The sequence below is a fragment of the Roseicyclus sp. genome (genome assembly GCF_965662675.1).
GTDB lineage: Bacteria > Pseudomonadota > Alphaproteobacteria > Rhodobacterales > Rhodobacteraceae > Roseicyclus.
Genome location: NZ_CBFIIK010000002.1, coordinates 80,758 through 104,874, shown reverse-complemented (window position 1 = coordinate 104,874; position 24,117 = coordinate 80,758). Strand labels below are relative to the sequence as shown.

22 protein-coding genes are annotated in these 24,117 nt (G+C 62.1%); 12 read left to right on the top strand and 10 right to left on the bottom strand.

Annotated features, from left to right (window positions below; all coding sequences use genetic code 11):
• Positions 1-516: a HugZ family protein gene (locus ACTG4J_RS01150; protein WP_439136651.1), complete on the top strand. Its 516-nt coding sequence runs from the start codon at positions 1-3 to the stop codon at positions 514-516.
• Between the two features lie 5 nt (positions 517-521).
• Here ACTG4J_RS01150 and ACTG4J_RS01145 read toward each other — a convergent pair whose 3' ends face one another.
• The 4 genes from ACTG4J_RS01145 to ACTG4J_RS01130 all read right to left on the bottom strand — a co-directional run bounded on the left by ACTG4J_RS01145 (position 522) and on the right by ACTG4J_RS01130 (position 5,691).
• Positions 522-1,004 carry a DUF427 domain-containing protein gene (locus ACTG4J_RS01145; RefSeq protein WP_439136650.1) on the bottom strand — a complete coding sequence of 161 codons (483 nt, stop codon included), beginning with the start codon at positions 1,002-1,004 and terminating at the stop codon, positions 522-524.
• A 93-nt stretch (positions 1,005-1,097) separates the two neighbouring features.
• Complete coding sequence (locus ACTG4J_RS01140) at positions 1,098-3,389, bottom strand: glycosyl hydrolase family 28-related protein (protein WP_439136649.1); 2,292 nt, start codon at positions 3,387-3,389, stop codon at positions 1,098-1,100.
• 180 nt (positions 3,390-3,569) lie between these two features.
• Entirely contained in the window at positions 3,570-3,986 is a 417-nt protein-coding gene (locus tag ACTG4J_RS01135) for a DUF4864 domain-containing protein (RefSeq protein ID WP_439136648.1), read from the bottom strand.
• 58 nt (positions 3,987-4,044) lie between these two features.
• Positions 4,045-5,691 carry a lysine--tRNA ligase gene (locus ACTG4J_RS01130; protein ID WP_439136647.1) on the bottom strand — a complete coding sequence of 549 codons (1,647 nt, stop codon included), beginning with the start codon at positions 5,689-5,691 and terminating at the stop codon, positions 4,045-4,047.
• A gap of 108 nt (positions 5,692-5,799) precedes the next feature.
• Here ACTG4J_RS01130 and ACTG4J_RS01125 point away from each other — a divergent pair, with 108 nt between their 5' ends.
• The 4 genes from ACTG4J_RS01125 to ACTG4J_RS01110 all read left to right on the top strand — a co-directional run bounded on the left by ACTG4J_RS01125 (position 5,800) and on the right by ACTG4J_RS01110 (position 9,479).
• Positions 5,800-6,210, top strand: a complete 411-nt coding sequence (locus tag ACTG4J_RS01125; protein ID WP_439136646.1) for a tellurite resistance TerB family protein — start codon at positions 5,800-5,802, stop codon at positions 6,208-6,210.
• Between the two features lie 118 nt (positions 6,211-6,328).
• The gene (locus ACTG4J_RS01120; RefSeq protein WP_439136645.1) at positions 6,329-7,684 is read left to right on the top strand and encodes a 1-acyl-sn-glycerol-3-phosphate acyltransferase; all 1,356 of its coding nucleotides are present in this window, start codon (positions 6,329-6,331) and stop codon (positions 7,682-7,684) included.
• Between the two features lie 115 nt (positions 7,685-7,799).
• The gene (gene ccrA, locus ACTG4J_RS01115; RefSeq protein WP_439136657.1) at positions 7,800-9,095 is read left to right on the top strand and encodes a crotonyl-CoA carboxylase/reductase; all 1,296 of its coding nucleotides are present in this window, start codon (positions 7,800-7,802) and stop codon (positions 9,093-9,095) included.
• Positions 9,096-9,257: 162 nt separating this feature from the next.
• Positions 9,258-9,479 (top strand): hypothetical protein, encoded by a 222-nt coding sequence (locus ACTG4J_RS01110; RefSeq protein ID WP_439136644.1) that lies wholly within the window; start codon positions 9,258-9,260, stop codon positions 9,477-9,479.
• A 10-nt stretch (positions 9,480-9,489) separates the two neighbouring features.
• On the opposite strand, the gene rpe is transcribed toward ACTG4J_RS01110, so the two are convergent.
• On the bottom strand, positions 9,490-10,170 hold the full coding sequence (rpe, locus tag ACTG4J_RS01105; protein ID WP_439136643.1) for a ribulose-phosphate 3-epimerase: 681 nt from the start codon (positions 10,168-10,170) through the stop codon (positions 9,490-9,492).
• A 148-nt stretch (positions 10,171-10,318) separates the two neighbouring features.
• Between rpe and deoC the strand changes: the two genes are divergently transcribed.
• Together deoC and ACTG4J_RS01095 are read left to right on the top strand one after the other, a co-directional pair.
• The gene (gene deoC / locus ACTG4J_RS01100; RefSeq protein ID WP_439136656.1) at positions 10,319-11,320 is read left to right on the top strand and encodes a deoxyribose-phosphate aldolase; all 1,002 of its coding nucleotides are present in this window, start codon (positions 10,319-10,321) and stop codon (positions 11,318-11,320) included.
• A gap of 46 nt (positions 11,321-11,366) precedes the next feature.
• Positions 11,367-13,718, top strand: coding sequence for an aldehyde dehydrogenase family protein (locus ACTG4J_RS01095; RefSeq protein ID WP_439136642.1), 2,352 nt, complete (start codon positions 11,367-11,369; stop codon positions 13,716-13,718).
• A gap of 81 nt (positions 13,719-13,799) precedes the next feature.
• Here ACTG4J_RS01095 and ACTG4J_RS01090 read toward each other — a convergent pair whose 3' ends face one another.
• Together ACTG4J_RS01090 and ACTG4J_RS01085 are read right to left on the bottom strand one after the other, a co-directional pair.
• On the bottom strand, positions 13,800-14,405 hold the full coding sequence (locus ACTG4J_RS01090; protein WP_439136641.1) for a DUF1523 family protein: 606 nt from the start codon (positions 14,403-14,405) through the stop codon (positions 13,800-13,802).
• 9 nt (positions 14,406-14,414) lie between these two features.
• Complete coding sequence (locus ACTG4J_RS01085; protein WP_439136640.1) at positions 14,415-14,678, bottom strand: hypothetical protein; 264 nt, start codon at positions 14,676-14,678, stop codon at positions 14,415-14,417.
• 101 nt (positions 14,679-14,779) lie between these two features.
• On the opposite strand from ACTG4J_RS01085, the gene ACTG4J_RS01080 reads away from it, so the two are divergent.
• Positions 14,780-16,069 carry an acetylornithine deacetylase/succinyl-diaminopimelate desuccinylase family protein gene (locus ACTG4J_RS01080; RefSeq protein ID WP_439136639.1) on the top strand — a complete coding sequence of 430 codons (1,290 nt, stop codon included), beginning with the start codon at positions 14,780-14,782 and terminating at the stop codon, positions 16,067-16,069.
• On the opposite strand, the gene ACTG4J_RS01075 is transcribed toward ACTG4J_RS01080, so the two are convergent.
• Positions 16,066-16,263 carry a hypothetical protein gene (locus ACTG4J_RS01075; protein WP_439136638.1) on the bottom strand — a complete coding sequence of 66 codons (198 nt, stop codon included), beginning with the start codon at positions 16,261-16,263 and terminating at the stop codon, positions 16,066-16,068. The two genes, ACTG4J_RS01080 and ACTG4J_RS01075, sit on opposite strands and share 4 nt — an antisense overlap.
• Before the next feature lie 194 nt (positions 16,264-16,457).
• Here ACTG4J_RS01075 and ACTG4J_RS01070 point away from each other — a divergent pair, with 194 nt between their 5' ends.
• The 3 genes from ACTG4J_RS01070 to ACTG4J_RS01060 all read left to right on the top strand — a co-directional run bounded on the left by ACTG4J_RS01070 (position 16,458) and on the right by ACTG4J_RS01060 (position 19,265).
• On the top strand, positions 16,458-17,315 hold the full coding sequence (locus ACTG4J_RS01070) for a sulfotransferase (protein ID WP_439136637.1): 858 nt from the start codon (positions 16,458-16,460) through the stop codon (positions 17,313-17,315).
• A gap of 87 nt (positions 17,316-17,402) precedes the next feature.
• The gene (locus tag ACTG4J_RS01065) at positions 17,403-18,875 is read left to right on the top strand and encodes an ABC transporter substrate-binding protein (RefSeq protein WP_439136636.1); all 1,473 of its coding nucleotides are present in this window, start codon (positions 17,403-17,405) and stop codon (positions 18,873-18,875) included.
• 51 nt (positions 18,876-18,926) lie between these two features.
• Positions 18,927-19,265 carry a cupin domain-containing protein gene (locus tag ACTG4J_RS01060; protein WP_439136635.1) on the top strand — a complete coding sequence of 113 codons (339 nt, stop codon included), beginning with the start codon at positions 18,927-18,929 and terminating at the stop codon, positions 19,263-19,265.
• Positions 19,266-19,404: 139 nt separating this feature from the next.
• On the opposite strand, the gene ACTG4J_RS01055 is transcribed toward ACTG4J_RS01060, so the two are convergent.
• On the bottom strand, positions 19,405-21,564 hold the full coding sequence (locus ACTG4J_RS01055) for an esterase-like activity of phytase family protein (RefSeq protein ID WP_439136634.1): 2,160 nt from the start codon (positions 21,562-21,564) through the stop codon (positions 19,405-19,407).
• Positions 21,565-21,660: 96 nt separating this feature from the next.
• Complete coding sequence (gene dacB / locus ACTG4J_RS01050) at positions 21,661-23,142, bottom strand: D-alanyl-D-alanine carboxypeptidase/D-alanyl-D-alanine endopeptidase (RefSeq protein ID WP_439136633.1); 1,482 nt, start codon at positions 23,140-23,142, stop codon at positions 21,661-21,663.
• A 161-nt stretch (positions 23,143-23,303) separates the two neighbouring features.
• Here dacB and ACTG4J_RS01045 point away from each other — a divergent pair, with 161 nt between their 5' ends.
• A complete protein-coding gene (locus tag ACTG4J_RS01045; protein WP_439136632.1) occupies positions 23,304-24,116 on the top strand; it encodes a DMT family transporter in 813 nt (270 codons plus the stop codon).
• Position 24,117: the final 1 nt, after the last annotated feature.

The following is a 24,117-nucleotide window of genomic DNA, read 5'->3' as shown; positions in this document are numbered from 1 at the left end:
TTGGCGAAACGGGCGGTCCGGCGTTATCTTGCGCCCATGACCGAGCGCAAGACCGACCCGATCCGCCCCACCGATGACGAGGCCCGCAGCATGGCGCGCGGCTTGATCGCACAGGCGCGCTTTGCCGCCCTTGGCGTGATCGATCCCGCAACGGGCGCGCCGATGGTGACGCGCATCGCGCTGGTGCCGGCGCCGGACGGGGTGCCGCTAACGCTGATCTCGGATCTCTCGAGCCATACCGCGGCGCTGCGCGCGAACCCGGCCTGTTCGCTTCTGATCGGCGAGCCGGGGGGCAAGGGCGATCCGCTGACACACCCCCGCCTGACGCTACAGGCGCACGCCGAACCCGCCGACAAGGCGGCGCTCAAGGCGCATTACCTGTCACTCTATCCCAAGGCGCAGCTTTACTATGATTTCGGAGATTTCGGGCTGATCCGGTTCGCCCCCGTCGCGGGGCTTTTGAATGGCGGCTTTGGCCGTGCCTATCGCCTGTCGCCCGCCGATCTGGCGGGTTGAGCGGCTTACCAATGCGTTGTGCCAACGGCACCCTTGATCTTGCCAATCAGATTGGGCGTGACCCAGCCGCCGTAGAAATCACCGGGCTGGGGCAGCACACGGATCTCGCCGACATAGGCCGCATCGACCGATGTGGCGTAAAGGGCGATGTGGTCGCGGATCGCCTCGAACTGCGCGGTGGGGGCGGGGTAGAACCATCCCGCATTGCGCGCCCGCCGCCCGTTCAGCACCAGATCGACATAGGCCGCCCGCCCCTTCCATTCGCACCATGTCTCGCGCTGGGACGCCACAAGAACAGCAGACAGCACCGCATCGGGCGGCAAATAATAGGTCGGCGCGTGGTGGGTCTCCAACACCCTCCAGGCCGTTCCCGCATCGGCATTGGCGATCTCGACACCCGCAAAGATCACGCGCAGGGGCTGGTGCACCCGTTCCAACCTTGGCGGGCGGGGGTAATCTTGTACATTCTCGACCGGCAGAACCGTCATTCCCGCACCTCCTTGCAGGGGCGGAGCTAGCCCGATGAGACGCAAAAGAAAAGCCCGCCCCATAACAGGACGGACAATCCGATACCACAAAGCTCAGACGTCGAAGCGCGCGGTAATCTGTGCCGTGCCGCGCACATCTTGTTGCCAGCGCATCCGCAAGGTGCGCCCACCCGCCCCCTGCCCCGGCTCGGCATAGGGCGTGACATAGATGATCACGTTTGACGCCGAACGCAGCGGCCCCTCGGCCAAGAAAGAAATCCCACCCCGCACCTCGGAGCCAAAGGGTGAGACATCGCTCAAATCGACGTTCCAAACGCTGCTTGCCGTCCCTTGGACATGGCGCACCGTGACCGGGTTCTCGGTGCGCTTGACGATGCCGTGATAGGTATTGCCCGAAAACAGCATGTCGGCGGTGCGCCCCAGATCGAGGGTGGCGAAACTCGTGTCGATCCCCTCGACCGCCAAAAGCTGAGGGCCGGTGGTTTTCTTGAACAGGTTGTCCGTGACCGTCAGCCCGTTGATGAAATGGCCCGACCCGTAGGGCTTGATCAAGATGAAGTTCATCCACGGCGCGCTGCCCGTCGAGAAGAAGATATTCCCATCAAGTGACAGCCCGTGAAAGCTCAAACCACCGGTGAAATTCGGGGCGGGGTCACGCTCATTGCCCCATTCGATATAGCAATTATCGACGTAATTGCCTTCGAAAGTGGTCTTGATGTTGTTGTCGGTCAGGACCAGACCCGCGGTGCGCGGCCCATCGGTGACACCATCGCCTTGGAAGAAGTGGTTGCCCGACAGGATATTGCCGGTGCCAGCGATCACGCCGAAATGGCGGAAGCGCACCGCGCGATTGTCACGCACCTTGATATCAGAGACATTGGCGTTAAAGGCGATCGTCGTGCGCAAGGGCGCGGCGATATCTTGCTCGTTCGACAGGAATTGGCAGCGGTCGATCTGTAGCCCCTGACACCCCTCACCCGCCGAGGTGATGGCGCGGTCCTTGGGTCCGGTGAAATAGCAATCATTGATCTGAAAGGCCAAACCATCGCGCGGTAGGTTCAGGCCCGAGCAAATGCCCGCGCACAAGAACTCGATATCCGAGACGATGAAACGCTGCAGGTTCAGCCAGCCGAAGAAATCGAGCAGGTATTTGAACCGCCGGAAGGTATAGGTCTGCGTCACCGGGGCCGCGCGCAAAGCCCCTGAAAGCGTGACGCGCCCGCCGGCCACATCCTTGCTCGTGACATAGATTTCTCGGCCCACACCTTGGCCCGCGGTGACCAAGGCCCCGACCGGGATATCGGCCACATTCGACAGGCCCGTGATCCGCCGCGCATCCGAAGCCGACCATGTGCCCGACCGCGTATGCACCTCGTCGGCCCAAGCGGGGTTGTTCTGGGCCGCAAGCTGGCCGTTTCGCAGCACGCGGCGATTGGCATAGGTGTTGCGGTTGCCCACGATGGCCTGCACATCAAGCGGCCCATCGAGCAAAACGCGCCGCCCGCACAGATCGAAACTTTCATAGTCGGATTGGTTGAACAGCTGCTGCAGGCCCTTTTCCAAGCCCAGAACATCATCACCCATCGCCTCGGCATAGCCCTTGAGGTCGAAGTTGCGGTTCAGCGCCAGGCGCGCGCCATCGGGCATCATCAAACGCCCCTCGAAGCGGATCGGCGTATTGATCGTCAGGCTTGAGCCGATGAAGTAATTGCCCGCAGGCACCATCACCTCACGGCCCGCGGCGGCGGCATCGGCGGCGACAAAGGCATCGCGATCATCGGTGATCCCATCGCCCCGTGCGCCGAAATCGCGCACATCGACCCAATCCATCATCTTGCGGAAAAAGACCGAGGTCACATCCTCGATGGTGATGCTTTCGATGCGGACCTGACCGCCATTCGGCCCGGTCAGATCTAGGCCCATATGCCCGAAGGCCGCTTGCGGCCCCCAAGCCATGTCCACGCCGCCCCGCGCGCCTGTCCCGATGATGGCCGAGACCGTAACCACCGCGCCATAGGCTGACACCGTCGTGCTGGGCCCGGCTTGAACCACGCCGCCCACGTTTTGATTGCTCGTACTGCCCGCCCATGCCGCGATCCGGACGCTGGGGAAATTTCCCGACAGCACCTTGATCCGGGCGGAAACCCGCAGATAAAGCCCCGGCAAGATCGGGGTCTGGCCCATGTAACGCAGCCGCGTCGTGGCCTCGGTCTTCACGATCTCGAGGCAATTGCCGAAATCCGCATCGGCGGCCACCAGCGCCGCATTGGGCGCGGTGGCCCATGTATCGCTGCCCGGCCGCCCATCTTGGCGCGACCATACCGACAGCCCATTCGCGAAAGCGGGCGGCATCAAGACCAACCCGTCGGTAATCACCTGGTTCATAATTTACCCCTTTCCGCGCCTGGTTTAGCGTCAGGCGCGCGCATGTCCTTGGACCGAAAGGGGCAACCGAGGCGCCCATAAACGGCCACCTCGGTTGTGAAGCGATGTCAGTGAAACTGCCCGGCACAGCAAGCCGGGTTAAGGCCGTTCTAAAACGAAATGATTAACTGCGCGTAAAGATCAGGCCGCGACCTGTGGCGGTGGCAAGATCTGCACACCGTTGATCTTCCATCCGTTCTCGGTCTGAATCATCTGGTAGCCAAGGTAGTGGGCGTTTCCCGCCCGATCGATGACCTGCACACGTTGGACAAGGATGCCGCCGAAACTCTGCAAATCGATGAAATCGACCTGCGCCGGCGCCCAGACCATGGGATAGCCCTGCTGCACCATCCGTCCGAAATTCTGCGAATCGCGAAAGATGCGCTGGATATTGGGGCTGGCGAATTGCCAAGCCGTCGCCACATCCTCGGCCAGAAAGGCGTCGAATTGCCCGCCGATCACGGCCTCGATCTCGGGGTTGGGATCCAGCGCCTCTTGGGCATGGGCCATCAGGGAAAAGAAGCTTGCGAAAATACCTGCAAGAACCATGCGCAACATCTCGGCAACCCCTTTCACAAATTGAGATGCCGAGATGGTAGCGCGCCGTAATGCGATTTCACGCGCTCAATTCGCCCGCCAATCCCTTGGCGATCAGGGCGCGGGTTTCCTCGATGCCGTAAAGCGCGATGAAACCACCGAAACGCGGTCCTTGGCTGGCACCAAGCAGCACCTCGTAAAGCGCGCCGAACCAATCGCGCAGCGGCTCGAACCCATGCAGCTTGCCGACGGCAAAGACGATGGATTGCAAGAAATCGTCATTGTGCCAATCGATTGTCACCTCCGCCGCCGCAACCCCCTCCAACGCAGCCTTGCGCGCCAGAACATCGCGCGCCTTGGCTTCATCGCCCAGACAGGCCGACAATTCGGCCATGGCAGCGGCTTCCTTTTCGTTGGCGGCACGGAAGACGCGGGTGGGTTTCACGAAATCGGCATAGTAGCGGATCGCGAAACCGGCCGCCTGATCCAGATCGGGGTTCCCATCGGGCGAGGCGTCGGGCGCATAGCGACGGATAAAGGCCCAAAGCCGGTCCTTGTCCTCGGCGCCCGAGACACTGACAAGGTTCAGCAGCATCGCAAAGGGCACGACCATCGTCGACACTGGCACATCGCCGCCATGTATATGCCAAACCGGGTTGGCCAATTGCTGCTCGGGGGTCTGATCGGGATAGGCGCGCAATTGCTGATGGTATTCATCCACCGCCTTGGGGATCACATCGAAATATAGCCGCTTGGCTGTCTTCGGCTTGAGATACATGAAGTAGCTCAAGGATTCCGTCGAGGCATAGCTCAGCCACTCGTCGATCGAGATACCATTGCCCGAAGATTTCGAGATCTTCTGCCCTGTCTCATCCAAGAACAGCTCATAGGTGAAATGATGCGGCGCGGGAGCGCCCAAGATCTCGCAAATCGCGTCGTAGATCGGCGTGTTGGTCGAGTGGTCCTTGCCATACATCTCGAAATCGACGCCCAGCGCGGCCCAGCGCGCACCGAAATCGGGCTTCCACTGCAACTTGCACTGCCCGCCCGTGACCGGCAGCGTCCATTCGCGACCCGTCTCGTCGTCGAAGGTCACGGTGCCCGCTGTCGCATCGACATGCTTGATCGGCACGTAAAGCACGCGCCCCGTTTCCGGGTGGATCGGCAGGAAGATCGAATAGGTCTGTTGGCGTTCATCACGCAAAGACGCCAGCATCACCTTCATCAGCGCGTCATAGCGTTCGCAAGCGCGTAGCAAGATGGCATCGAAAGCCCCCGAGGCGTAATACTCGGTCGCCGAATAAAACTCGTAATCGAACCCGAATGTATCGAGAAAGCGACGCAGCATCGCGTTGTTGTGATGGCCGAAGCTTTCGAATTCCCCGAACGGGTCGGGCACACGTGTCAGCGGCATTTGCAGATGCTCGCGCAGCATGTCCTGATTTGGAACGTTCCCGGGAACCTTGCGCATCCCGTCCATATCGTCGGAAAAACAGATCAGCCGCGTGGGGATGTCTGAGATGATCTGGAACGCGCGACGGATCATCGTGGTGCGCAGAACTTCGCCGAAGGTGCCGATATGGGGCAACCCCGAGGGGCCATAACCCGTTTCGAACAGCACATAGCCCTTTTCGGGCGGCGCGTTTTCATAGCGTTTGAGCACCGCCCGCGCCTCTTCGAAGGGCCAAGCCTTGGAGGTCATCGCGGCATCGCGGAGGGTGGTCATCTGTTTCGGTCCCGAATTGACAGCGAGCCCCATCGCCCGCGCGCCCATGCCCCTATTGTGCAGACGCGGCAACGTCAATAAATTCCCCGTGATGAAAGGAGGCCCAAGATGGCCGAACTCAGCCCCGAAGATGCCCTTGTCGCGCTGATGGTGGGGGTGTCCGTATCGGATGCCGCGATCCGCACCGCCGAGCTGGTGAATATCGAGCAGATCGTGAACCATCTGCCGGTTTTCGCCAATTACGACGCCGATCGCATGCGCAGCATCGGCAATATCGTCTTCGAACTATTCGAGGAGGAAGACGGGCTTGATGCCTTCTTCGGCCTTGTGACCGATGCTTTGCCGGAGAAACTCTATGAAACCGCCTATGCGATCTGTTGCGATGTCGCGGCGGCCGATGGCGCGTTGGCGCAAAGCGAGCTGCGCTTTCTCGAAGAGTTACGCCACGAGCTGGAAATCGACCGCTTGCACGCCGCAGCGATCGAACGCGGCGCGCGCGCGCGGCACATGACGTTGTAGGATGGGCACGCAACGCCCGATTGCCCGAATACGGCAAAACTGACATTTTGGGCGTATTATGTCCGACGATGTCACGCTACCAATTTGGCTTTTTGTTCTGATCCTGCTGTTTGCGGGCGTGACCTTCGCATCGCATTTCTTGTTCCCTTCGGTGCGCTGGTTCCTGCGCCGAAGACTCGAACGCGCGGTGGAACAACTCAACACCCGCCTCAAGACGCCGATACAACCCTTCAAGCTGGCCTCGCGCACCGATACGATACGCCGCCTGATCTATGACCCCGAGGTGGCGCAAGCCATCGCCGATCACGCGCGCAGCAACAAGATCCGCGAGGATGTCGCCTTTCAAAAGGCCGAGCGCTATGCGCGCGAGATCGTGCCGGGTTTCTCCGCCTTCACCTATTTCGGTTTCGCCATTCGCGCCGCGCGCATGCTCAGCCAATCGCTCTACCGGGTACGGCTGGTGCATGCCAATGACCGCGCGCTCGAGGATATTCCGGCTGACGCTACCGTGATCTTCGTGATGAACCACCGCTCCAACATGGATTACGTGCTGGTCACGTGGCTGGCCGCCGAACGCTCGGCCTTGGCCTATGCGGTGGGCGAATGGGCGCGGGTCTGGCCCTTGCGTCAGCTTGTGCGCGCGATGGGCGGCTATTTCATCCGCCGCCGCCACAACAACCCGCTCTACCGCAAGGTGCTGGCGCGCTACGTGCAGATGGCGACCGAGGCGGGTGTGACGCAGGCCGTCTTCCCCGAGGGCGGCTTGAGCCGCACGGGCGGGCTGGGGCGGCCCAAGCTGGGGCTGTTTTCCTATATCATTGACGGGTTTCGCCCCGGCCAATCGCGCGATGTGGTCTTTGTGCCCGTGGCGATCAATTACGACCGCGTGATGGAAGATCGCAGCCTGATCGAAGCGCAAGACAGCGGAACGCGCGCCTTTCGGTTCACGCTTTGGCCGATCTGGCGCTACCTACGCCGCCAAATCTGGCACCGCATGACGGGTCGTTTTCACCGCTATGGCTATGCGGCGGTCAGCTTTGGCGACCCGCTCAGCCTGACGCATTTCCTGCATGATGAACACCAAGACCCCGCCAAGGATCTCGGGCAGGAATTGATGACGCGCATCGCCGGCGTCATGCCCATTACACCCGTGCCATTGGTTGCCCTTGCACTGACCGAAGGGGTGCGCAGCGTCGTGGCGCTGGAGGCGGTCCTGCGCCGCAGGATCGATGAGGCCCAGCGCCGCGGTATCGTGGTGCATATCCCGCGCGGCGACATTCCTTATGCGATCGAGGTCGGCCTGCGCGCGCTGATGGAGCGCGATCATGTCACCCGGATCGGCGACCGTTTGTCCGTTTCCGCCGAAGGGTCGGAGTTCCTTACGTTCTACGCAGCCTCGATTTTTCACCTTATCGGCGATCAGCCTGACCATCGTGACACGCCTGAGGCGAAAATTCAGGCTTCTACGACATAATATTTCAAATTAAGAAATTTCTGGTTTGCTTTGTTGCGCAGCGATCTGTATCCCTCGCATCAGCAGCATAAATGATTCCGCAGTGCGGCATCGGCAAAGGATCGGAGATATGACGATGGCCCTCGACGCGACCCCAGCGATCGCCAGCTATGACGCGCCCAAGAAAGATCTCTATGAAATGGGCGAAATCCCGCCCTTGGGTCATGTCCCCGCGCAGATGTATGGTTGGATCTTGCGCCAAGAGCGTCATGGCGAGCCAGTCGATGCGCTGAAGGTCGAAGTGGTCGATACCCCCAAGCTCGACAGCCACGATGTGCTGGTCCTCGTGATGGCAGCGGGTGTGAACTACAACGGCGTCTGGGCCTGTCTGGGCAAGCCCGCATCGGTTTTCCGCCAGCACAAGGCGCCCTATGCGATCATCGGGTCGGATGCGGCGGGCATCGTCTGGGCCGTTGGCGACCGCGTCACCCGCTGGAAAGTCGGCGACGAGGTCGTGATCCATTGCAATCAGGACGATGGCGATGACGAGGAATGCAATGGCGGCGACCCCATGCTGTCACCCAGCCAGCGCATCTGGGGCTACGAGACCGCCGATGGTAGTTTCGCGCAATTCACCCGCGTGCAATCCCAGCAGCTCATGCCGCGCCCCAAGCATCTGACATGGGAAGAAAGCGCCTGCTACACGCTGACGCTGGCGACCGCCTACCGGATGCTCTTCGGCCATGAACCTCATGACCTGAAGCCCGGCCAGAACGTGCTGGTCTGGGGCGCTTCGGGTGGCCTTGGGTCTTTCGCGATCCAGCTGATCAATGCGGCGGGCGCCAATGCGATCGGCGTGATCTCGGAAGAGGACAAGCGCCAATTCGTGATGGACCTGGGCGCCAAGGGCGTGATCAACCGGAAAGACTTCAACTGCTGGGGCCGCCTGCCCGAGGTCGGCACCGACGAATACACCGACTGGTTCAACGAGGTGCGCCGTTTCGGCAAGGCGATCTGGGACATCACCGGCAAGGGCGTGAATGTCGACATGGTCTTCGAACACCCCGGCGAGGCGACTTTTCCCGTCTCGACTTTCGTCGTCAAGCGCGGCGGCATGGTCGTGATCTGCGCCGGCACATCGGGCTATAACTGCACCTTCGACGTGCGCCATATGTGGAGCCACCAAAAGCGCCTGCAGGGCAGCCATTTCGCCCATCTCAAACAGGCCGCCGCCGCCAACAAGCTGATGCTCGACCGCCGCCTTGACCCCTGCATGTCCGAGGTCTTCCCCTGGGACGACCTGCCGCTGGCGCACATGAAAATGATGCGCAATGAGCATAAACCGGGCAACATGGCCGTCTTGGTGCAAGCGCCGCGCACCGGGCTGCGCACCTTGGAAGACGTGCTGGAAGCAGGCCCGCAAAAAGGCTGAGTTACCCAGCCAATTCAAGGCAATTGGCCATCTGAGCGTCAAAATTTCACCGCAATCGGGTTTTAACCCTGATCGCGTTGTAAGGAGACGACACCGATGGGCATTGATCCGATTGCATGCACATTGCTTGCCGCCGCAAGCGTTTCGACAGGCTTGCGGCGCATGGGTAGGGCCAAGCTCAAGGGGTCGACGCTGGCCGCACACTACATGCCGACCAAGCAAGATCAGGCATTGAGCATCGCCGCCCAGCGTCATCGCGCACGACTAATGAACATTCCCGATAGTGCGATTGACAGCCATATCGAAGACGCGCGTGCGCGCGGTCAATCCGACCTGCTGGCCCTGCAAGGGTTGATCTCAGGCAACGACCAGCGACGCCGCTGAAACAGGCCGCTCAGCCCGTCGAGGCCTGACGGATCGCCGCGATATTCGCGCCGTAGACTTCTGGGCTGTCAACTGATCCGCCCTTGAACACGGCAGATCCGGCAACCAGCACATCGGCACCCGCTGCCGCGACCAATGGCGCGGTCGTAACATCCACACCACCGTCGATCTCGATATGAATGGGCCGATCACCGATCATCGCGCGCAGGCTGCGCACCTTAGCCGTCATATCGATGAATTTCTGCCCGCCGAAACCGGGGTTCACCGTCATCACGCAGACCAGATCAGCCATGTCCAAAAGATGCGCCACCGCCTCGGCCGGCGTGCCGGGGTTGAGCGCCACACCGGCCTTCATCCCTGCGCCCCGGATCGCCTGTAGCGTGCGGTGAATATGCGGCCCCGCCTCGACATGGGCGGTCAAGACATCCGCGCCCGCCTCGGCATAGGCATCGATATAGGGATCGACGGGTGCGATCATCAGATGCACATCCATTACCGTCTGCACATGCGGGCGAAAGGCTTTGACCGCCATCGGGCCAAAGGTCAGGTTCGGCACGAAATGCCCATCCATCACATCGACATGGACCCAGTCCGCGCCATGATCCTCGATCGCGCGGATCTCGGCCCCGAAATTGGCGAAATCGGCGGACAGGATCGAAGGTGCAATCTTGATGGAACGGTCGAAGGTCATCTGGCAGGCTCCGTATGGCGGTGACGTCCTGTTAACGTCTTGGTCCACGGCTGTCACGGCCCCAAACGGCCGCCGGGTCAGGCTTGCCAAGCGACAGGGCGCATGACACGCTTTCGACGTGATGCCAAAAGAACAGCCCAACCCCACCATGCACGCGACGACCCAACTCCGCACCGCAGCGACGCAAAGCCAATTGCCGCAGCTTCACCGCCCCCGCAATCCGGGGCTGCCGCTCGATCTTGACTGGATCGCGCGGGTGCAGGCCAACACCTCGGCCATCGAACGGCGCGCAGCCACCCTGCCCGGTCGGCGCACGGTGAAAAAGGAGTATCAGGCCGCGTGGCTTGCACGTGCGATCACATGTATCGACCTGACGACGCTGTCAGGCGACGATACGGCGGGCCGCGTGCGACGGCTGTGTGCCAAAGCCCGCCAACCGGTGCGCGCCGATCTTCTCGACGCCCTGGGCCTGCCGCCGATTACCGTGGGCGCGGTCTGCGTCTATCACGAGATGGTGGAAGCCGCCGTAGCGGCGCTGGCGGGCTCGGGCATCCCCGTCGCCGCTGTCTCGACCGGCTTCCCGGCGGGGCTATCTCCCTATCACCTGCGCGTGAAAGAGATCGAGGAAAGCGTGAAAGCGGGTGCTTCGGAAATCGACATCGTCATCTCCCGCCGCCATGTCCTGACCGGCAATTGGCAAGCGCTTTATGACGAGATGCGCGAATTTCGGGCCGCCTGCGGCGAGGCGCATGTGAAGGCGATCCTTGCAACAGGCGAGCTTGGCACGCTCAGGAATGTCGCGCGCGCGTCGCTCGTCTGCATGATGGCGGGGGCCGATTTCATCAAGACGAGCACGGGCAAGGAAAGCGTCAACGCCACGCTGCCTGTCTCGCTCACCATGATCCGCGCGATCCGCGCCTATGAGGCGGCCACAAGGATCAAGGTCGGCTACAAGCCCGCGGGCGGCATCTCCAAGGCCAAGGACGCGCTCGTCTATCTCAGCCTCATGAAAGAAGAACTGGGCGACGACTGGCTGCGCCCCGACCTGTTCCGCTTTGGGGCCTCAAGCCTTCTGGGCGATATCGAACGACAACTCGAACATCATGTCACCGGCGCCTATTCGGCAAGCTGGCGGCATCCGATGGCATGACGAAACGATCCGTTTTCCAGCCGTACGGCAAAGAAAGACGACGACGATGACCACCCGCGAGATCTTTGAAACGATGGACTATGGCCCCGCCCCCGAAAGTGCCGCCGAAGCGCTGGACTGGATCGCCACCCGTGGCCCCGCCTTTGGTCATTTCATCGACGGCAGCTTCACCGCGCCGGGCGAAACCTTTGCCACCCGAAACCCGGCGACGGGCAAGGAACTGGCCCAGATCACCCAAGGTACGGCCGGGGACGTGGACGCGGCTGTAACAGCCGCAACAAGAGCCTTTCCGAAATGGGGAAAGCTGTCGTGCCACGCGCGGGCGAAATACCTCTATGCTTTGGCGCGCCTCCTGCAAAAACACGCCCGCCTTTTCGCCGTGCTCGAAACCCTCGACAACGGCAAGCCGATCCGCGAGGCCCGCGACGTCGATATCCCGCTGGCCCAGCGGCATTTCTACCACCACGCAGGGTTGGCACAGCTGCGCGATACCGAAGCGCCGGGCATGGCGCCTATCGGCGTATGCGGGCAGGTCATCCCGTGGAACTTCCCCCTCCTCATGCTGGCATGGAAAATCGCCCCGGCGCTGGCCGCCGGGAACACGGTGGTTCTGAAACCCGCCGAATACACCTCACTGACAGCTCTCTTGTTCGGCCAGATCTGTCAGGAGGCAGGCCTGCCCAAGGGCGTCGTCAATATCGTCACCGGAGACGGGCGGACGGGTGAGGCCATCGTGACCCATCCAGCGACCCAGAAAATCGCCTTCACCGGCTCCACCGCTGTCGGCCGCCGCATCCGCGAACAGACGGCGGGGATGGGAAAATCCCTGACGCTCGAGCTGGGCGGCAAATCCCCCTACATCGTCTTCGACGACGCCGATATCGACAGCGCCATCGAGGGGTTGGTCGACGCGATCTGGTTCAATCAGGGGCAGGTCTGCTGCGCGGGCTCGCGCCTGCTGGTGCAGGAAGGGATCGCGGACGATTTCCACGCGCGGCTGAAAGCGCGCATGGCCAAGCTGCGGGCCGGCGACCCGCTCGACAAATGCATCGACATGGGCGCGCTGGTCGACCCAAGGCAACATCAGGCGATCAGCGCCATGGTGGATGCCAATACCGAAGGGCAGATCTACCGCGCGCCCACGAATTTGCCCTCGCAGGGATGTTTCTATCCGCCGACACTGATCACCGGGCTTTCGCCGGCCGCACCGCTCATGCAAGAGGAAATCTTCGGGCCGGTGCTTGTCTCCACCACCTTTCGCACGCCGGCGGAGGCTGTCGAGATCGCAAATAATACCCGCTACGGTCTGGCCGCGACTCTTTGGACCGAGAACCTCAACCTCGCGCTCGACATCGCGCCGAAACTGGCCGCCGGTGTGGTCTGGGTGAACGCCACGAACCTGTTTGATGCGAGTGCCCCCTTTGGCGGCATCCGCGAGTCGGGCTTTGGTCGCGAAGGCGGATGGGAGGGGCTCTCGGCCTATCTCAAGCCTGCACGCAAGCACACCCCGATCAAGCCCATCGCGCCTGTTCCCGCCCCCGCCACGCCCGAGGCGACAGGGCTGGACCGCACGGCCAAGCTTTACATCGGCGGCAAACAGGCCCGTCCCGATGGCGGCTATAGCCAAGCTGTCTGGTCCAAACGCGGCCGGCTTTTGGGGCATGCAGGCGTCGGCAACCGCAAGGATATACGCAACGCGGTCGAGGCCGCGCGCGGCGCGGGCGCATGGGGAAAGGCCACCGCGCATAACCGCGCGCAGGTGCTTTACTATGTCGCCGAAAATCTCGCAGCGCGGGCGGCGGAATTCCAACACCGCTTGCGCGAAATGACGGGATGTTCGAAATCGCGAGCCGAGGCCGAGCTTGACGCCAGCATTGCGCGGCTCTTCAGCTATGGCGCATGGGCCGACAAGATGGATGGCCGCGTGGCGCAGGTGCCGATCCGGGGTGTTGCATTGGCGATGCGGGAACCCGTGGGCGTGATCGGTGCGCTCGCGCCAGATGAGGCGCCGCTTCTGGGAACCTTGTCCCTTGTCGCGCCGGTGATCGCGATGGGCAACCGGGTGATCTTGGTGCCATCGGCCGCTTATCCCTTGGCTGCGACCGATCTTTATCAAATCTTCGACACCTCGGATCTGCCCAGCGGCGTCGTCAATATCGTGACGGGCGATCCGCAAGAGTTGGGCAAGACCTTGGCCGCACATGCCGATGTCGATGCGCTATGGTCATTTGCCGGTGGCATGGACCACGCCGCGCTCGAAGCCGCCTCGGCGGGTAATCTCAAGCGGACATGGATCAATCGCGACGCCCCGGATTGGGCAGGCGCGTCGGGCGAGGGACGGAGCTTTCTTGCACAGGCGACCGAGGTCAAAACGATCTGGATCCCCTATGGCGAATAGGCCCGGCGACATGAGGTATGGCTAGCGGCAAGATGCCTCCGGCGGGGATATTTATGAAACGAAGAAGCGGCGACACTCCGCCTAGCCGCGCCCGGCCGTCTTGTCCTTGATCTTGGCCCATTGCACGGCCAAGCGGTCGCGCAACGGGTCGATCACGCGATCCTCGAATCGTTCCCAGATACGCCATACCATGAAACCGATGACCAGAAGCGCCAACAAGATGATGGCATTGAGCCAAGGCACGAAAGTCGCATCCGGCCCGTCGACGGGGCGAATGCCTACTGCATTGGGATAGGTCGTCAAAAGCCGCGAGCGCCAGCCATAATGGGTGACCGCCACCCATTGCGGGGCGGCGGCGGTCGAAGTCAGGTTCGCCGCCTCGGCATGCAGATCGGCGCTGTCGAGTTTGAAGTAGGGCGGCCAGCCGAAGCCCGTATCTTCGTTGCGATAGACCATCACGGCACCCGACACATGCACCGCATTGATCAGACGCAGGTCGCGGCTATCGGTCTGGGCGTTGCCGCTATCACCTTGGGCGTAAAAGATCCGGTTAAGCCCGGAAAAATCCTGCCGGATGATTTCGGTCCCGGTAATGCGCACGATGTCGCGCTGCGGCAGCGTGTAATGCAGCATGGCCCCGAGGATCAGGATCAGGGTCAAGAAAAAGACGATACGGGGCCAGCGCATGGGCGCACCTCAATTCGTAAGGGTGATATACAAGCTCAAACCTGCGACCGGCAGCAGGTAAACGAAAAACACTAGCCATGCGCGGATGCGCCGCGCGATCGGCGCAATGCGCTCGTCGATCCACGCGTCGCGATCACCGGGTCGCCCGGCCATCACCCATTGCTCTTCCAAGCGCATCTTGGCACCGGCGCGCCAATAGAAGAACAACGAGACATAGACCACCGTCAGTAGCGCCAGCATCAACAGCAGCATACGTCCAAGCCCGATGATCATCTTTCGCCTCTTTTTCGTATCTCGATGCTTTCGATATAGGGGATATTTGTACGAAATGGCAGGGCTTGCAGCCTGTGCCGCATCGGCGCACTCTTGCGGCGATGGAAAATGATGACCGATTGCTGGAGGCCATTGCCGCGCGCCAAGACGAACTGGTCGCGCTGACCCAAGCATTGGTCCGCATCCCGACCCTCAATCCACCGGGGCGCAATTACCTCGAGATCTGCGAGATGCTGCAGGCGCGGTTGTCAGCCAAGGGTTTCACAGTTGAGATGATCCGCGCCCATGGCGCGCCCGCCGATAGCGAAGCATACCCGCGATGGAACATGGTTGCGCGCCGCAACGGGGGGCGACCCGGCGATTGCGTGCATTTCAACAGCCATCATGATGTGGTCGAGACCGGCCATGGCTGGAGCATCGATCCCTTCGGCGGCGAGTTGCGCGACGGACGCGTCTATGGGCGCGGGGCATGCGACATGAAGGGGGGCCTGGCCGCCAGCATCATCGCGGCCGAGGCATTCATCGACACTCATCCTGACCACGCCGGCGCAATCGAGATCAGCGCCACGGCGGACGAGGAATCGGGCGGCTATGGCGGTGTCGCCTATCTGGCCGAGCGCGGCTATTTCAGCCCGGAACGCGTGCAGCATGTCATCATCCCCGAGCCCTTAAACAAAGACCGCATTTGTTTGGGCCATCGCGGCGTATGGTGGGCCGAGATCGAGACGCATGGGCGGATCGCGCATGGCTCCATGCCGTTCTTGGGTGATTGCGCCGTGCGCCATATGGGCGCGGTTTTGGCCGAGATGGAGGCGACGCTGTTTCCCCTCTTGGCGGGCAAGCGCACCGCCATGCCCGTCGTGCCGGAAGGGGCAAGATCCTCGACCTTGAATATCAACGCGATCCATGGCGGCGAACCGGTCCAGCCCGATGGCTATGATGGCCTGCCCGCCCCATGCGTGCCAGACCGCTGCCGCATCACAATCGACCGGCGCTTCTTGATCGAAGAAGACCCCACCGAGGTGAAGGCGGAGATAACCGCCCTGATGGAGCGCGTGCGCGCCCGCAGGCCCGGGTTTTCCTACGAGATCAAAGAGCTTTTCGAGGTGCAGCCGACGATGACGGCGCGCGACGCGCCGATCGTGACCAGCGTCGCCGCCGCGATCGAACGGGTTCTGGCACGACAGGCCGATTATGTCGTTTCACCCGGCACCTATGATCAGAAACATATCGACCGGATCGGGCGGCTGAAGAACTGCATCGCATATGGGCCCGGTATCTTGGACCTTGCCCACCAGCCCGATGAATGGGTGGGCGTGCAGGACATGATCGACAGCGCCAAGGTCATGGCGCTGACCTTGGGCGAGTTGTTGTTGGCCAAGCCGTGTTAAGTGGTTTCCTCGAAGCCAAGATGGCGCAAGGCGTGGGCGGCCATGTCGCGGGCGGCCTCATCCCCATCGATCAAGGTGCGGTTGAGCGTTTTGACAACACGGCTCAAGGTGCGCGACGATGTGTGCTTTCGGATGAAGTCGGGCATCGCATCGGGGCTTATCGCCAAGATCTCGTCGATGGTCAGATTCGGCATGCCGCCCCCTCAATTCGTGCTCCAGCCTAAAATCTTTAATCCGATTCGCCAGCCAAAGCCCATAGATTTTGACGCTGCCATTCCGGCCACACCCGGCCAGCCGGCTTGCATGGCCCAACGCAAGATGCAAAGAACGAGCGAAGGTTCACAATTCGCGCCAAAGGCGCGCGTCTTTTTTGTCTGGACACGACTCCATGAACGAACAGCCCATTTTCGACCAAGTTTTCCTCAGCGTCGGCGCGATGAAGGCGGGAACCACCTGGCTTTACGATGTCATGAGCCGCCATCCCGATGTACATTTCAGCCACGAAAAGGAAATCCATTACTTCTATGCGCAAGCCTTGCGCCCTGGGCTCTTGTCGGATCGGGCGCGCATGCGACGCGCCAAAGGATATCTCGCCTTCGACCCCGAGGTGTCGCATGTTCAGGTGCTGCAAAAACGGGTGCGCTGGGTGGCGAACTGGCTGAACGGTCCGGTGGATGATGCTTGGTTCAACGAGTTGTTTCTGCACCGTGGCCAGGCGCGCTGGGTTGCGGATTTCTCGAACCTGAACGCGCTTTTGCCAAGCGAGACGTGGCGCGATATACACGCCCGCTCTCGCCGCCTGCGCGTGCTATACACCTTGCGCGAACCCATCGATAGACTCTGGAGCCATGTGCGCTTTCATCTCAAGGTGCAGGGGCGATCCCATTTGCTCGATGGCTGGCACGCCGATGAGATTTTCGCCCATATTCAAGAGGGCGATTATCTTGAGCATACCAACTATGTCGCGGCCATCACGCGGCTGCGTTCGGGTATGCCTCAAGACTGTCTGATGATCGATTTCTTCGACCGTATCGGCCATGATCCACGCGGCTTTGTGGCCGATATCGAGCAGTTTCTGGATATCGCGCCGCAGACGCTCCCGGATAATATCGTGTCGCGGGTGGTCAACCCGTCACCGCCCCACCCCATGCCAGAAGGGCTGGCCGAACGATTGGAGCCCTTTGTCAGCGCCCAGCGCGACGGCTTGCGCGCGATGGGTTTCACACTTCCGCAGAGCTGGGGCTAAGTACGTTCTGCGCGACGATTTTTGCCGGGATTTTTTCTCCACTCTGCGCCATGATGGCGCCGGGACACCTTGTGGGAGACGAACACCATGATCCATCATCTTCGCCGTGGCGTGGCAATCTGTGCGCTCAGCGCCGGGGCCGCGTTTGCCCAGCAAGCCGATCTTTCCATCGGCATGGTGCTGGAGCCGCCGAACCTCGACCCGACGGCCGGCGCTGCCGCCGCCATCGACGAGGTAGTCTATGCCAATCTCTTCGAAGGGCTCACCCGCTTCGGCCCTGACGGATCGGTCAATCCCGGCCTCGCCGCTTCTTGGGAAATTTCCGCGGATGGCACGGTCTATACCTTCGCGCTCCGCCCCGGCGTGAGCTTCCATGACGGCACGACCCTGACCGCCGATGACGTGGTGTTTTCGCTCGACCGCGCCCGCGCCGAGGGGTCGACCAACGCCCAGCCCGCGCTTTTCGCCAATATCCTCAGCGCCGAGGTGGTGGATGATCTGACTGTGCGCGTCACGCTCGACGGGCCCGACGGGGCGTTCCTCTTCGACATGGCATGGGGGGATGCGGTGATCGTCGCCCCTGAAAGCGCCGAGACGAATGCCACCAACCCCATCGGCACCGGCCCTTTCCGCTTTGCCAACCGGGTCGAGGGCGACCGGATCGAGCTGGTCCGCAATGATGCCTATTGGGGCACGCCCGTAGCGTTGGAGGCCGCGACCTTCCGCTTCATCTCGGACCCCAACGCCGCCTTCGCCGCGATGATGGCGGGCGATGTCGATGCCTTCCCGAATTTCCCGGCCCCCGAAACACTGGCCCAGTTCGCAGCCGATCCGCGCTTTACGGTCATTGTCGGCTCGACCGAGGGGGAAACCATCCTCGCGATGAACAACGCCCAAGCGCCGCTGGATGATGTCCGCATCCGCCAAGCGATCGCCCATGCGATCAACCGCCAAGATATCATCGACGGAGCGATGTTCGGCTATGGCACGCCCATCGGCACGCATTTCGCGCCGCATAACCCGAACTATGTCGATCTGACCGGCCTGTCGGCCCATGACCCCGACGCTGCCCGCGCGCTTTTGGCCGAGGCCGCACCAGGCGGTCTGAGCTTGCGCCTTGCGCTGCCGCCCCCCGCCTATGCGCGCCGTGGCGGCGAGATCATCGCCGCACAACTGCGCGCGGTGGGGATCGAGACCGAGATCACAAATCTCGAATGGGCGCAGTGGCTTGAACAGGTCTTCCGCGGGCGTGATTTCGACCTGACGATCGTCAGCCATACCGAACCAATGGATATCGGCATCTACGCCCGGCCCGATTATTACTTCCAATATGCCCGGCCCGAATTCGTTGCGCTGAACGAGACGCTCGCCACCACGTCGGACCCGACGGCGCGCGCAGCACTCATGGTCGAGATGCAAGAGATGATCGCGGGCGATTACGTCAACGGCTTCCTCTTTCAGCTGGCAAAAACCGGTGTCGCGAACGCGAATATCGAAGGACTTTGGGCCAACTCACCGACGCAGGCCAATGACCTGACCGCCGTGCGCTGGACCCAGTAAGTCGACCTGCGCCGCCCCATCGGGGCGGCGCCTTTCATTACCGATGGCCCCATGAAGCTGACATCGCCCGTCTTGCCGCAAGGCAGCCCCGAGATTTCGCGCCCCGATCCCGCCCGCCTGATCGCGGGTGACCCCGAACATCGCACATGGCTGACCGATGAGGCGCCGGGCCTGTGGTGCGGCGTCTGGCAATCGACGCCCGGCACTTGGCGCGTGGTCTATGATGAATGGGAATATTTCCGCGTGACGGATGGGGTTTCGATCCTGACCCCCGATGGGGGCGATCCGATCACCCTACGCCCGGGCGAGGCTCATGTGATCCGTCCGGGCTTTACCGGCACATGGCAGGTGGTCGAAACCACCACCAAGGATTTCGTGATCCGACTCTAGCACCCGCAAAGCAACACCCCCGGCGGTCGAACCACCGGGGGAAATGCCCTTCATCTTTCCAAAAATACGCATTCCCCTGCTTCAAGACGCGGCCAAAGGGGGAATGGCGCGGCTCACATCGGCGGGATGGCGCAGAACCTCATTCCGCAGGAATGGCGAAAAACATCGTCTCGCCCGAATGGTCATCGACCCCGTCATTGTCCGTCGAGACCCACATCGTGCCATCCGCCGCAATCGCCAGACCTTCGACCTTGTCCAGCACGTAGCCGCCGGTCGATGTCAGATAGGGCAACAGGTCCACCATCGTTTCCTTTTCCAGCACCGCGGGCGTTTCGCCCAAAGCGACCATGTTTTCCATTGCCGACAGGGCCACGCGGGTGATCAGCTTGGTCACAGCGGCACCAGCAAGCTGGTTGTCGCGCTCGACAAAGTACAGATGATCGCCATGGGCCACGATTTCCGACAGCCCGACCCAGCCGGTGGCGGGTGCGGTCAGAGGATAGTGGATGACCGACCATTCCTCGGTTTCTAGATTGTAGCCCAGAACCTTGGCATGGTTGGCCGGATCGTCGCGCCACGGGCGCTGAACGGCCATGTAGAGCATGTCGCCGACCCGCGTGATCCCTTCGAAGCCGAAGCGGATTTCGACCGCCAGCAATTCGTTGGGCAACGCGATGGTATCCTCGATCGCGCCATCGGAACCGATATGGTAGATCGCATGGGGAATGATCCGGTCGCTGCGCCCTTCGGAGGCGACCCAGAATCCGCCTTCGCCATCCAGCGCGATGCCCTCCAGATCCATCAGCTGCGCGGGCTGACCCTCGCGCGTCACGCGGATCGCATCGACGATGCGGGCGGGCGTTTGGCTGACGTCGATGTGGAAGATCGTCGGCTGCATGCCATAAAAGCTGTCGGAAACGGCATAGATCGTGCCATCCTCGGCCATTACCTGACCGGAAATCGCGCCCCAGCCGATCAGGCTGTCGGTGCCGGCACTCGTGAGATGTGGATAGACCGCCGGCGCGTTCTGATACTCGTAGATCATCACATGGGCCGGTGCCGCGCCGTCTTCGCGCCCGTCGAATTCATTTGCGGTAACGATCAGGTTACGTGCGGGGATCGCCATCGCGCCTTCGGGCGAGATGCCGGAGGGCAGAAGCTGCGCCAGCACGGGCGCCGTCGGGTTCGACATGTCATAAACACCGATGACCGACGCACGCTCGGCCAAAAGGAACATCATCGGCACGCCACCGAAGGTGCCGACCTCCATCCCTTCGGGCTCCACGCCCTTATTGCCGGACCGTTCTTCTGGGTAATGGCCGATCTCTGCGACGGCATATTCAAAGCTCATCCCCGCCTCGAACACCTCGGTCCCGTCGCGGCGGAATACGGTAAAGCCGCGGCTGCCGCCATCCATGTCGCCCTCGTTGGCGATGACGACATGATCGGCGTCGATCCACTGGATCGCATCGGGTTCGCGCGGGATATCGGCAAGCTGCCCGTCAAAGGTCAGCGCACCCTCTTCCTTGGTATCCACACCCTCAAGGCTGACTGACCCGGCACTGAAATGGCTCAGGACATCGCCAGCCGAGGACAAAACGACAATGTGGTTGTTTTCCTGCAGCGTCACGGCGATGTCGCCGTTGGCGTTCACATCGACGAATTCCGGCTCGGGGTCTTCGCCCGCGACCTCGGCCAGACCGGTTAGATCGACGCGGATTTGCGCCGCGCAATCCATCGCGCCATTGGCACCCAAGGGCTGGATCACCAGATAGCCCGCGGGCATCTGCGGCACACGGCCATCGCCTAGATCCTCGTCGCGCTCGTTCTCGATGGCGACGGTGATAAAGCTGCCATCAGGGGCCACGGCGGTGCTGTCGGGCTGACCGCCCAGATCGCACGAGGCGATCACGTCGCGGCTGGCGACATCGACCGCATGCAAGATGCCCGAGGGGGCAGTATAACTTTCAGAGGTATTCTCGGCCACGAAAACCGTCTGGCCGAGCGCGGAAACGGCGGTCGGCTCACCATTGGGAAGCACAAAGCTGCCCGCCGCGACGGGGTTCGCGGGGTCGGTGATGTCGATGAACCCGATCACACCCGCCGGGCTGTCGGAATAGATCAGCGTCATACCATCGCCCGTGGCTGCGATGATTTCGGCCGAGCTTTCGTCAGCAGCGGGCGTGTTCAGCGCAACGGGGAATGACGCGATCCGATTGAAATTCATCTCCTGCGCCAGTGCAGGGGTGGCGGCGATCAACGCCAGCGCGGATGTCAGCATGAGAGAGCGAGAGGCCATTGGAATTCTCCAGTGCAAGTGGCAGCTACGCCCGCTTGCCGCAGGGCGGTGACAGCCACGTGACAGGCCCGTTTCATTTTGATGACAGCTGACGCCTCAGGCGTAGAGCGCCGCCCACCGTTCGATCAGCTGTTGTTGCAGCCGCTTGGCGCGCTGGTTGTAGGGGCGCGCACCTTCGGGGCGTTCGCGTTCGGCCTCGGTCAGCGCATCGCGCCGTGCGGTATCGGCGCAGAAAATCGCGAATGCCACATCCCGTCCCGAGGGTAGGCGTGCATAACCCGCCAGTGACGATACGAAGTTCAATGTCCCCGTTTTTGCTGCAACCTGCACCGGGTGATCGGCAATCGGCCTGCCGCGTTGATCGAGCATCGGCTGGGCGCGCATCATCCCGCGCAATGCGCCCGTGGGGCCAGCCGCGACAAGCGCGCTGACCATATCATGCGGCCGCAGCCGGCTTTGATCGCCCAAGCCCGAATGATCGACAAAGCCTGCCTGACGCGCACCAAGCCGCGCACGCATCCACACCGACATCGCCCCGGCCGATTGCGCCAGATCAACGGGCCTTTGCCCGCCGGCCATGGTTGCCTTCAGCCCGACCACCTCGGCGGTCAGGTTGGTCGACCAGCGCATCATGTCGCGCAAGATCACCTCCATCGGCTCGCTGCGATGGGCTACCAGAACCGTCGCATGCGCAGGCGCGGAAGGGGCCAATGCGATGTCGGAAAAACTGATCCCTGCGGCGCGCGCCAATGTCGCGAACACCTCGGCGGCATACGCCGAGGGGCGCCGCACCGGCAGCCAGCGCGAACCGCTATCGCCCAACGCCTCGCGCGCTACGGTCCAATGATCGCGCCCGTCGATGTTTTCGTAGGTGTAGATCGGATCACGACGATCGGCGATGCGCATCCGGGCGATCTGCACCGCGGGGCGCAGCGTTTCCGAACGCGCGTCCAAGGCGATGGTATAATCGCCCGACTGCCGAACCCACTCGAAATAGACCCGGTTGAAATTCAGATTCAGACCGGAGATTGCGGGATTATAGCCCAGGTGCGGCGGCTGTGATGGATCGACCTCGAAGATCGCGGGAAGCGCGCCATCGGCCACCATCAAGCGCCCTGTCACAGCATGTAGCCCCTGTGCGCGCAATGCCGCAGCCATGGATGCCAATGTGTCGGTATCAAGCGTCGGATCACCCGATCCGACAAGCCAAAGATCCCCCTCCAGCCGCCCGTTGCTGATCGTGCCATCCGCAACAATGCGGGTTTCGAAACGATAACCCGGACCAAGCCGTTCGAGCGCATAACCGCAGGTCACCGCCTTGGTGACCGAAGCAGGCGGAAGCGGCAAAAGCGGGTTCATCCCCTCGAGAATTTCACCGGTCGTCGCATCGGCCACGACACAGCCGACGCGCCCGCCAATCGCCGCCTCTGCGACCAGATCCTGCACCGATGGGATCGTCCCCGCCAAAAGCCCGGCAGGGCGCATGATCGGACGCAGCGATGCGGCAGGAGCCGTCGCAATGGCAGGTGTTGCCGCGAAAGCGGCAAGGCCAGACAGGAATGCACGACGCGACGCCATCAAAACACCATTTGCGCAGACTTTGACGGAACTAAACCGCAGCATCGCATCACGCTCAAGGGGTTGCGGCTTCAACCCTCTGCGAGGACAGCGCTTTTCGTGGCAATGGCGATGGGATAACAGGGCGCATGCAACGTGATGTCCTTCGGGCTTTGCCCCTGATGCTGCTGGCGATGACGCTGATCCCGGCAGGGGATGCGGCGGGCAAGCTTCTGGGCGAGGCGGGCGTTGCGCCGGTTTTCACCGCATGGAGCCGTTTTGCCCTTGGGACGGTGATGATCTTGCCCTTCGTGGCCCGGATCATGCCGCTGGCCCTCTTCGGCGATTGGCGGATCTGGCTGCGCGGGCTGCTTTTGGCAGGGGGAATCTTGTCAATCCTGACCGCACTGCGCACCGAACCCATCGCCGATGTTTTCGGGGCCTTCTTCATCGGGCCGATCCTGGCCTATGTGCTTTCGGCATGGCTGCTCAGGGAAGGGTTCTCGCCCATCCGGATCGGGCTTCTGCTCTTGGGCTTTTTGGGCGTCTTGCTGGTGGTGCGGCCCGGCTTTGGCATGACAGCGGGGCTTGGCTATGCCGTATTGGCGGGGCTGTTCTACGGCGGGTTCTTGACCACCTCGCGCTGGCTGTCGGGCATTGCACATCCCGGCGCACTGCTGTTGAGCCAACTGGTCGTCGGAACATTGGCGCTGGCCCCTTTCGGGCTGATGGCCCTGCCCGCCCTTGAGGCAAACATCACGGCGCTCACCTTTGCCTCGGCCTTTGGCTCGATGCTCGGCAATCTCTTCTTGATCCTCGCCCTGCGGATGGCACCGGCGTCGCGGATGGCCCCTTTCGTCTATTTCCAACTGGTTGCAGCAACGGCGCTGGGTTGGGTGGTGTTCGGTGCGCTGCCTGATGGGCTGACCCTGGCAGGGCTGGCGACCTTGCTTTTGTCAGGCCTTGCGACCTTGGCGCTGCGCGAAAAACGCTGAA

Excerpts from the sequence above, each read along its gene's own strand:
- ACTG4J_RS01145 (WP_439136650.1), bottom strand. The coding sequence starts at position 1,004 with ATGACGGTTCTGCCGGTCGAGAATGTACAAGATTACCCCCGCCCGCCA.
- ACTG4J_RS01140 (WP_439136649.1), bottom strand. The coding sequence starts at position 3,389 with ATGAACCAGGTGATTACCGACGGGTTGGTCTTGATGCCGCCCGCTTTC.
- ACTG4J_RS01135 (WP_439136648.1), bottom strand. The coding sequence starts at position 3,986 with ATGTTGCGCATGGTTCTTGCAGGTATTTTCGCAAGCTTCTTTTCCCTG.
- ACTG4J_RS01130 (WP_439136647.1), bottom strand. The coding sequence starts at position 5,691 with ATGACCACCCTCCGCGATGCCGCGATGACCTCCAAGGCTTGGCCCTTC.
- ACTG4J_RS01125 (WP_439136646.1), top strand. The coding sequence starts at position 5,800 with ATGGCCGAACTCAGCCCCGAAGATGCCCTTGTCGCGCTGATGGTGGGG.
- ccrA (WP_439136657.1), top strand. The coding sequence starts at position 7,800 with ATGGCCCTCGACGCGACCCCAGCGATCGCCAGCTATGACGCGCCCAAG.
- ACTG4J_RS01110 (WP_439136644.1), top strand. The coding sequence starts at position 9,258 with ATGGGTAGGGCCAAGCTCAAGGGGTCGACGCTGGCCGCACACTACATG.
- rpe (WP_439136643.1), bottom strand. The coding sequence starts at position 10,170 with ATGACCTTCGACCGTTCCATCAAGATTGCACCTTCGATCCTGTCCGCC.
- deoC (WP_439136656.1), top strand. The coding sequence starts at position 10,319 with ATGCACGCGACGACCCAACTCCGCACCGCAGCGACGCAAAGCCAATTG.
- ACTG4J_RS01095 (WP_439136642.1), top strand. The coding sequence starts at position 11,367 with ATGACCACCCGCGAGATCTTTGAAACGATGGACTATGGCCCCGCCCCC.
- ACTG4J_RS01090 (WP_439136641.1), bottom strand. The coding sequence starts at position 14,405 with ATGCGCTGGCCCCGTATCGTCTTTTTCTTGACCCTGATCCTGATCCTC.
- ACTG4J_RS01085 (WP_439136640.1), bottom strand. The coding sequence starts at position 14,678 with ATGATCATCGGGCTTGGACGTATGCTGCTGTTGATGCTGGCGCTACTG.
- ACTG4J_RS01080 (WP_439136639.1), top strand. The coding sequence starts at position 14,780 with ATGGAAAATGATGACCGATTGCTGGAGGCCATTGCCGCGCGCCAAGAC.
- ACTG4J_RS01075 (WP_439136638.1), bottom strand. The coding sequence starts at position 16,263 with ATGCCGAATCTGACCATCGACGAGATCTTGGCGATAAGCCCCGATGCG.
- ACTG4J_RS01070 (WP_439136637.1), top strand. The coding sequence starts at position 16,458 with ATGAACGAACAGCCCATTTTCGACCAAGTTTTCCTCAGCGTCGGCGCG.
- ACTG4J_RS01065 (WP_439136636.1), top strand. The coding sequence starts at position 17,403 with ATGATCCATCATCTTCGCCGTGGCGTGGCAATCTGTGCGCTCAGCGCC.
- ACTG4J_RS01060 (WP_439136635.1), top strand. The coding sequence starts at position 18,927 with ATGAAGCTGACATCGCCCGTCTTGCCGCAAGGCAGCCCCGAGATTTCG.
- ACTG4J_RS01055 (WP_439136634.1), bottom strand. The coding sequence starts at position 21,564 with ATGGCCTCTCGCTCTCTCATGCTGACATCCGCGCTGGCGTTGATCGCC.
- dacB (WP_439136633.1), bottom strand. The coding sequence starts at position 23,142 with ATGGCGTCGCGTCGTGCATTCCTGTCTGGCCTTGCCGCTTTCGCGGCA.
- ACTG4J_RS01045 (WP_439136632.1), top strand. The coding sequence starts at position 23,304 with ATGCTGCTGGCGATGACGCTGATCCCGGCAGGGGATGCGGCGGGCAAG.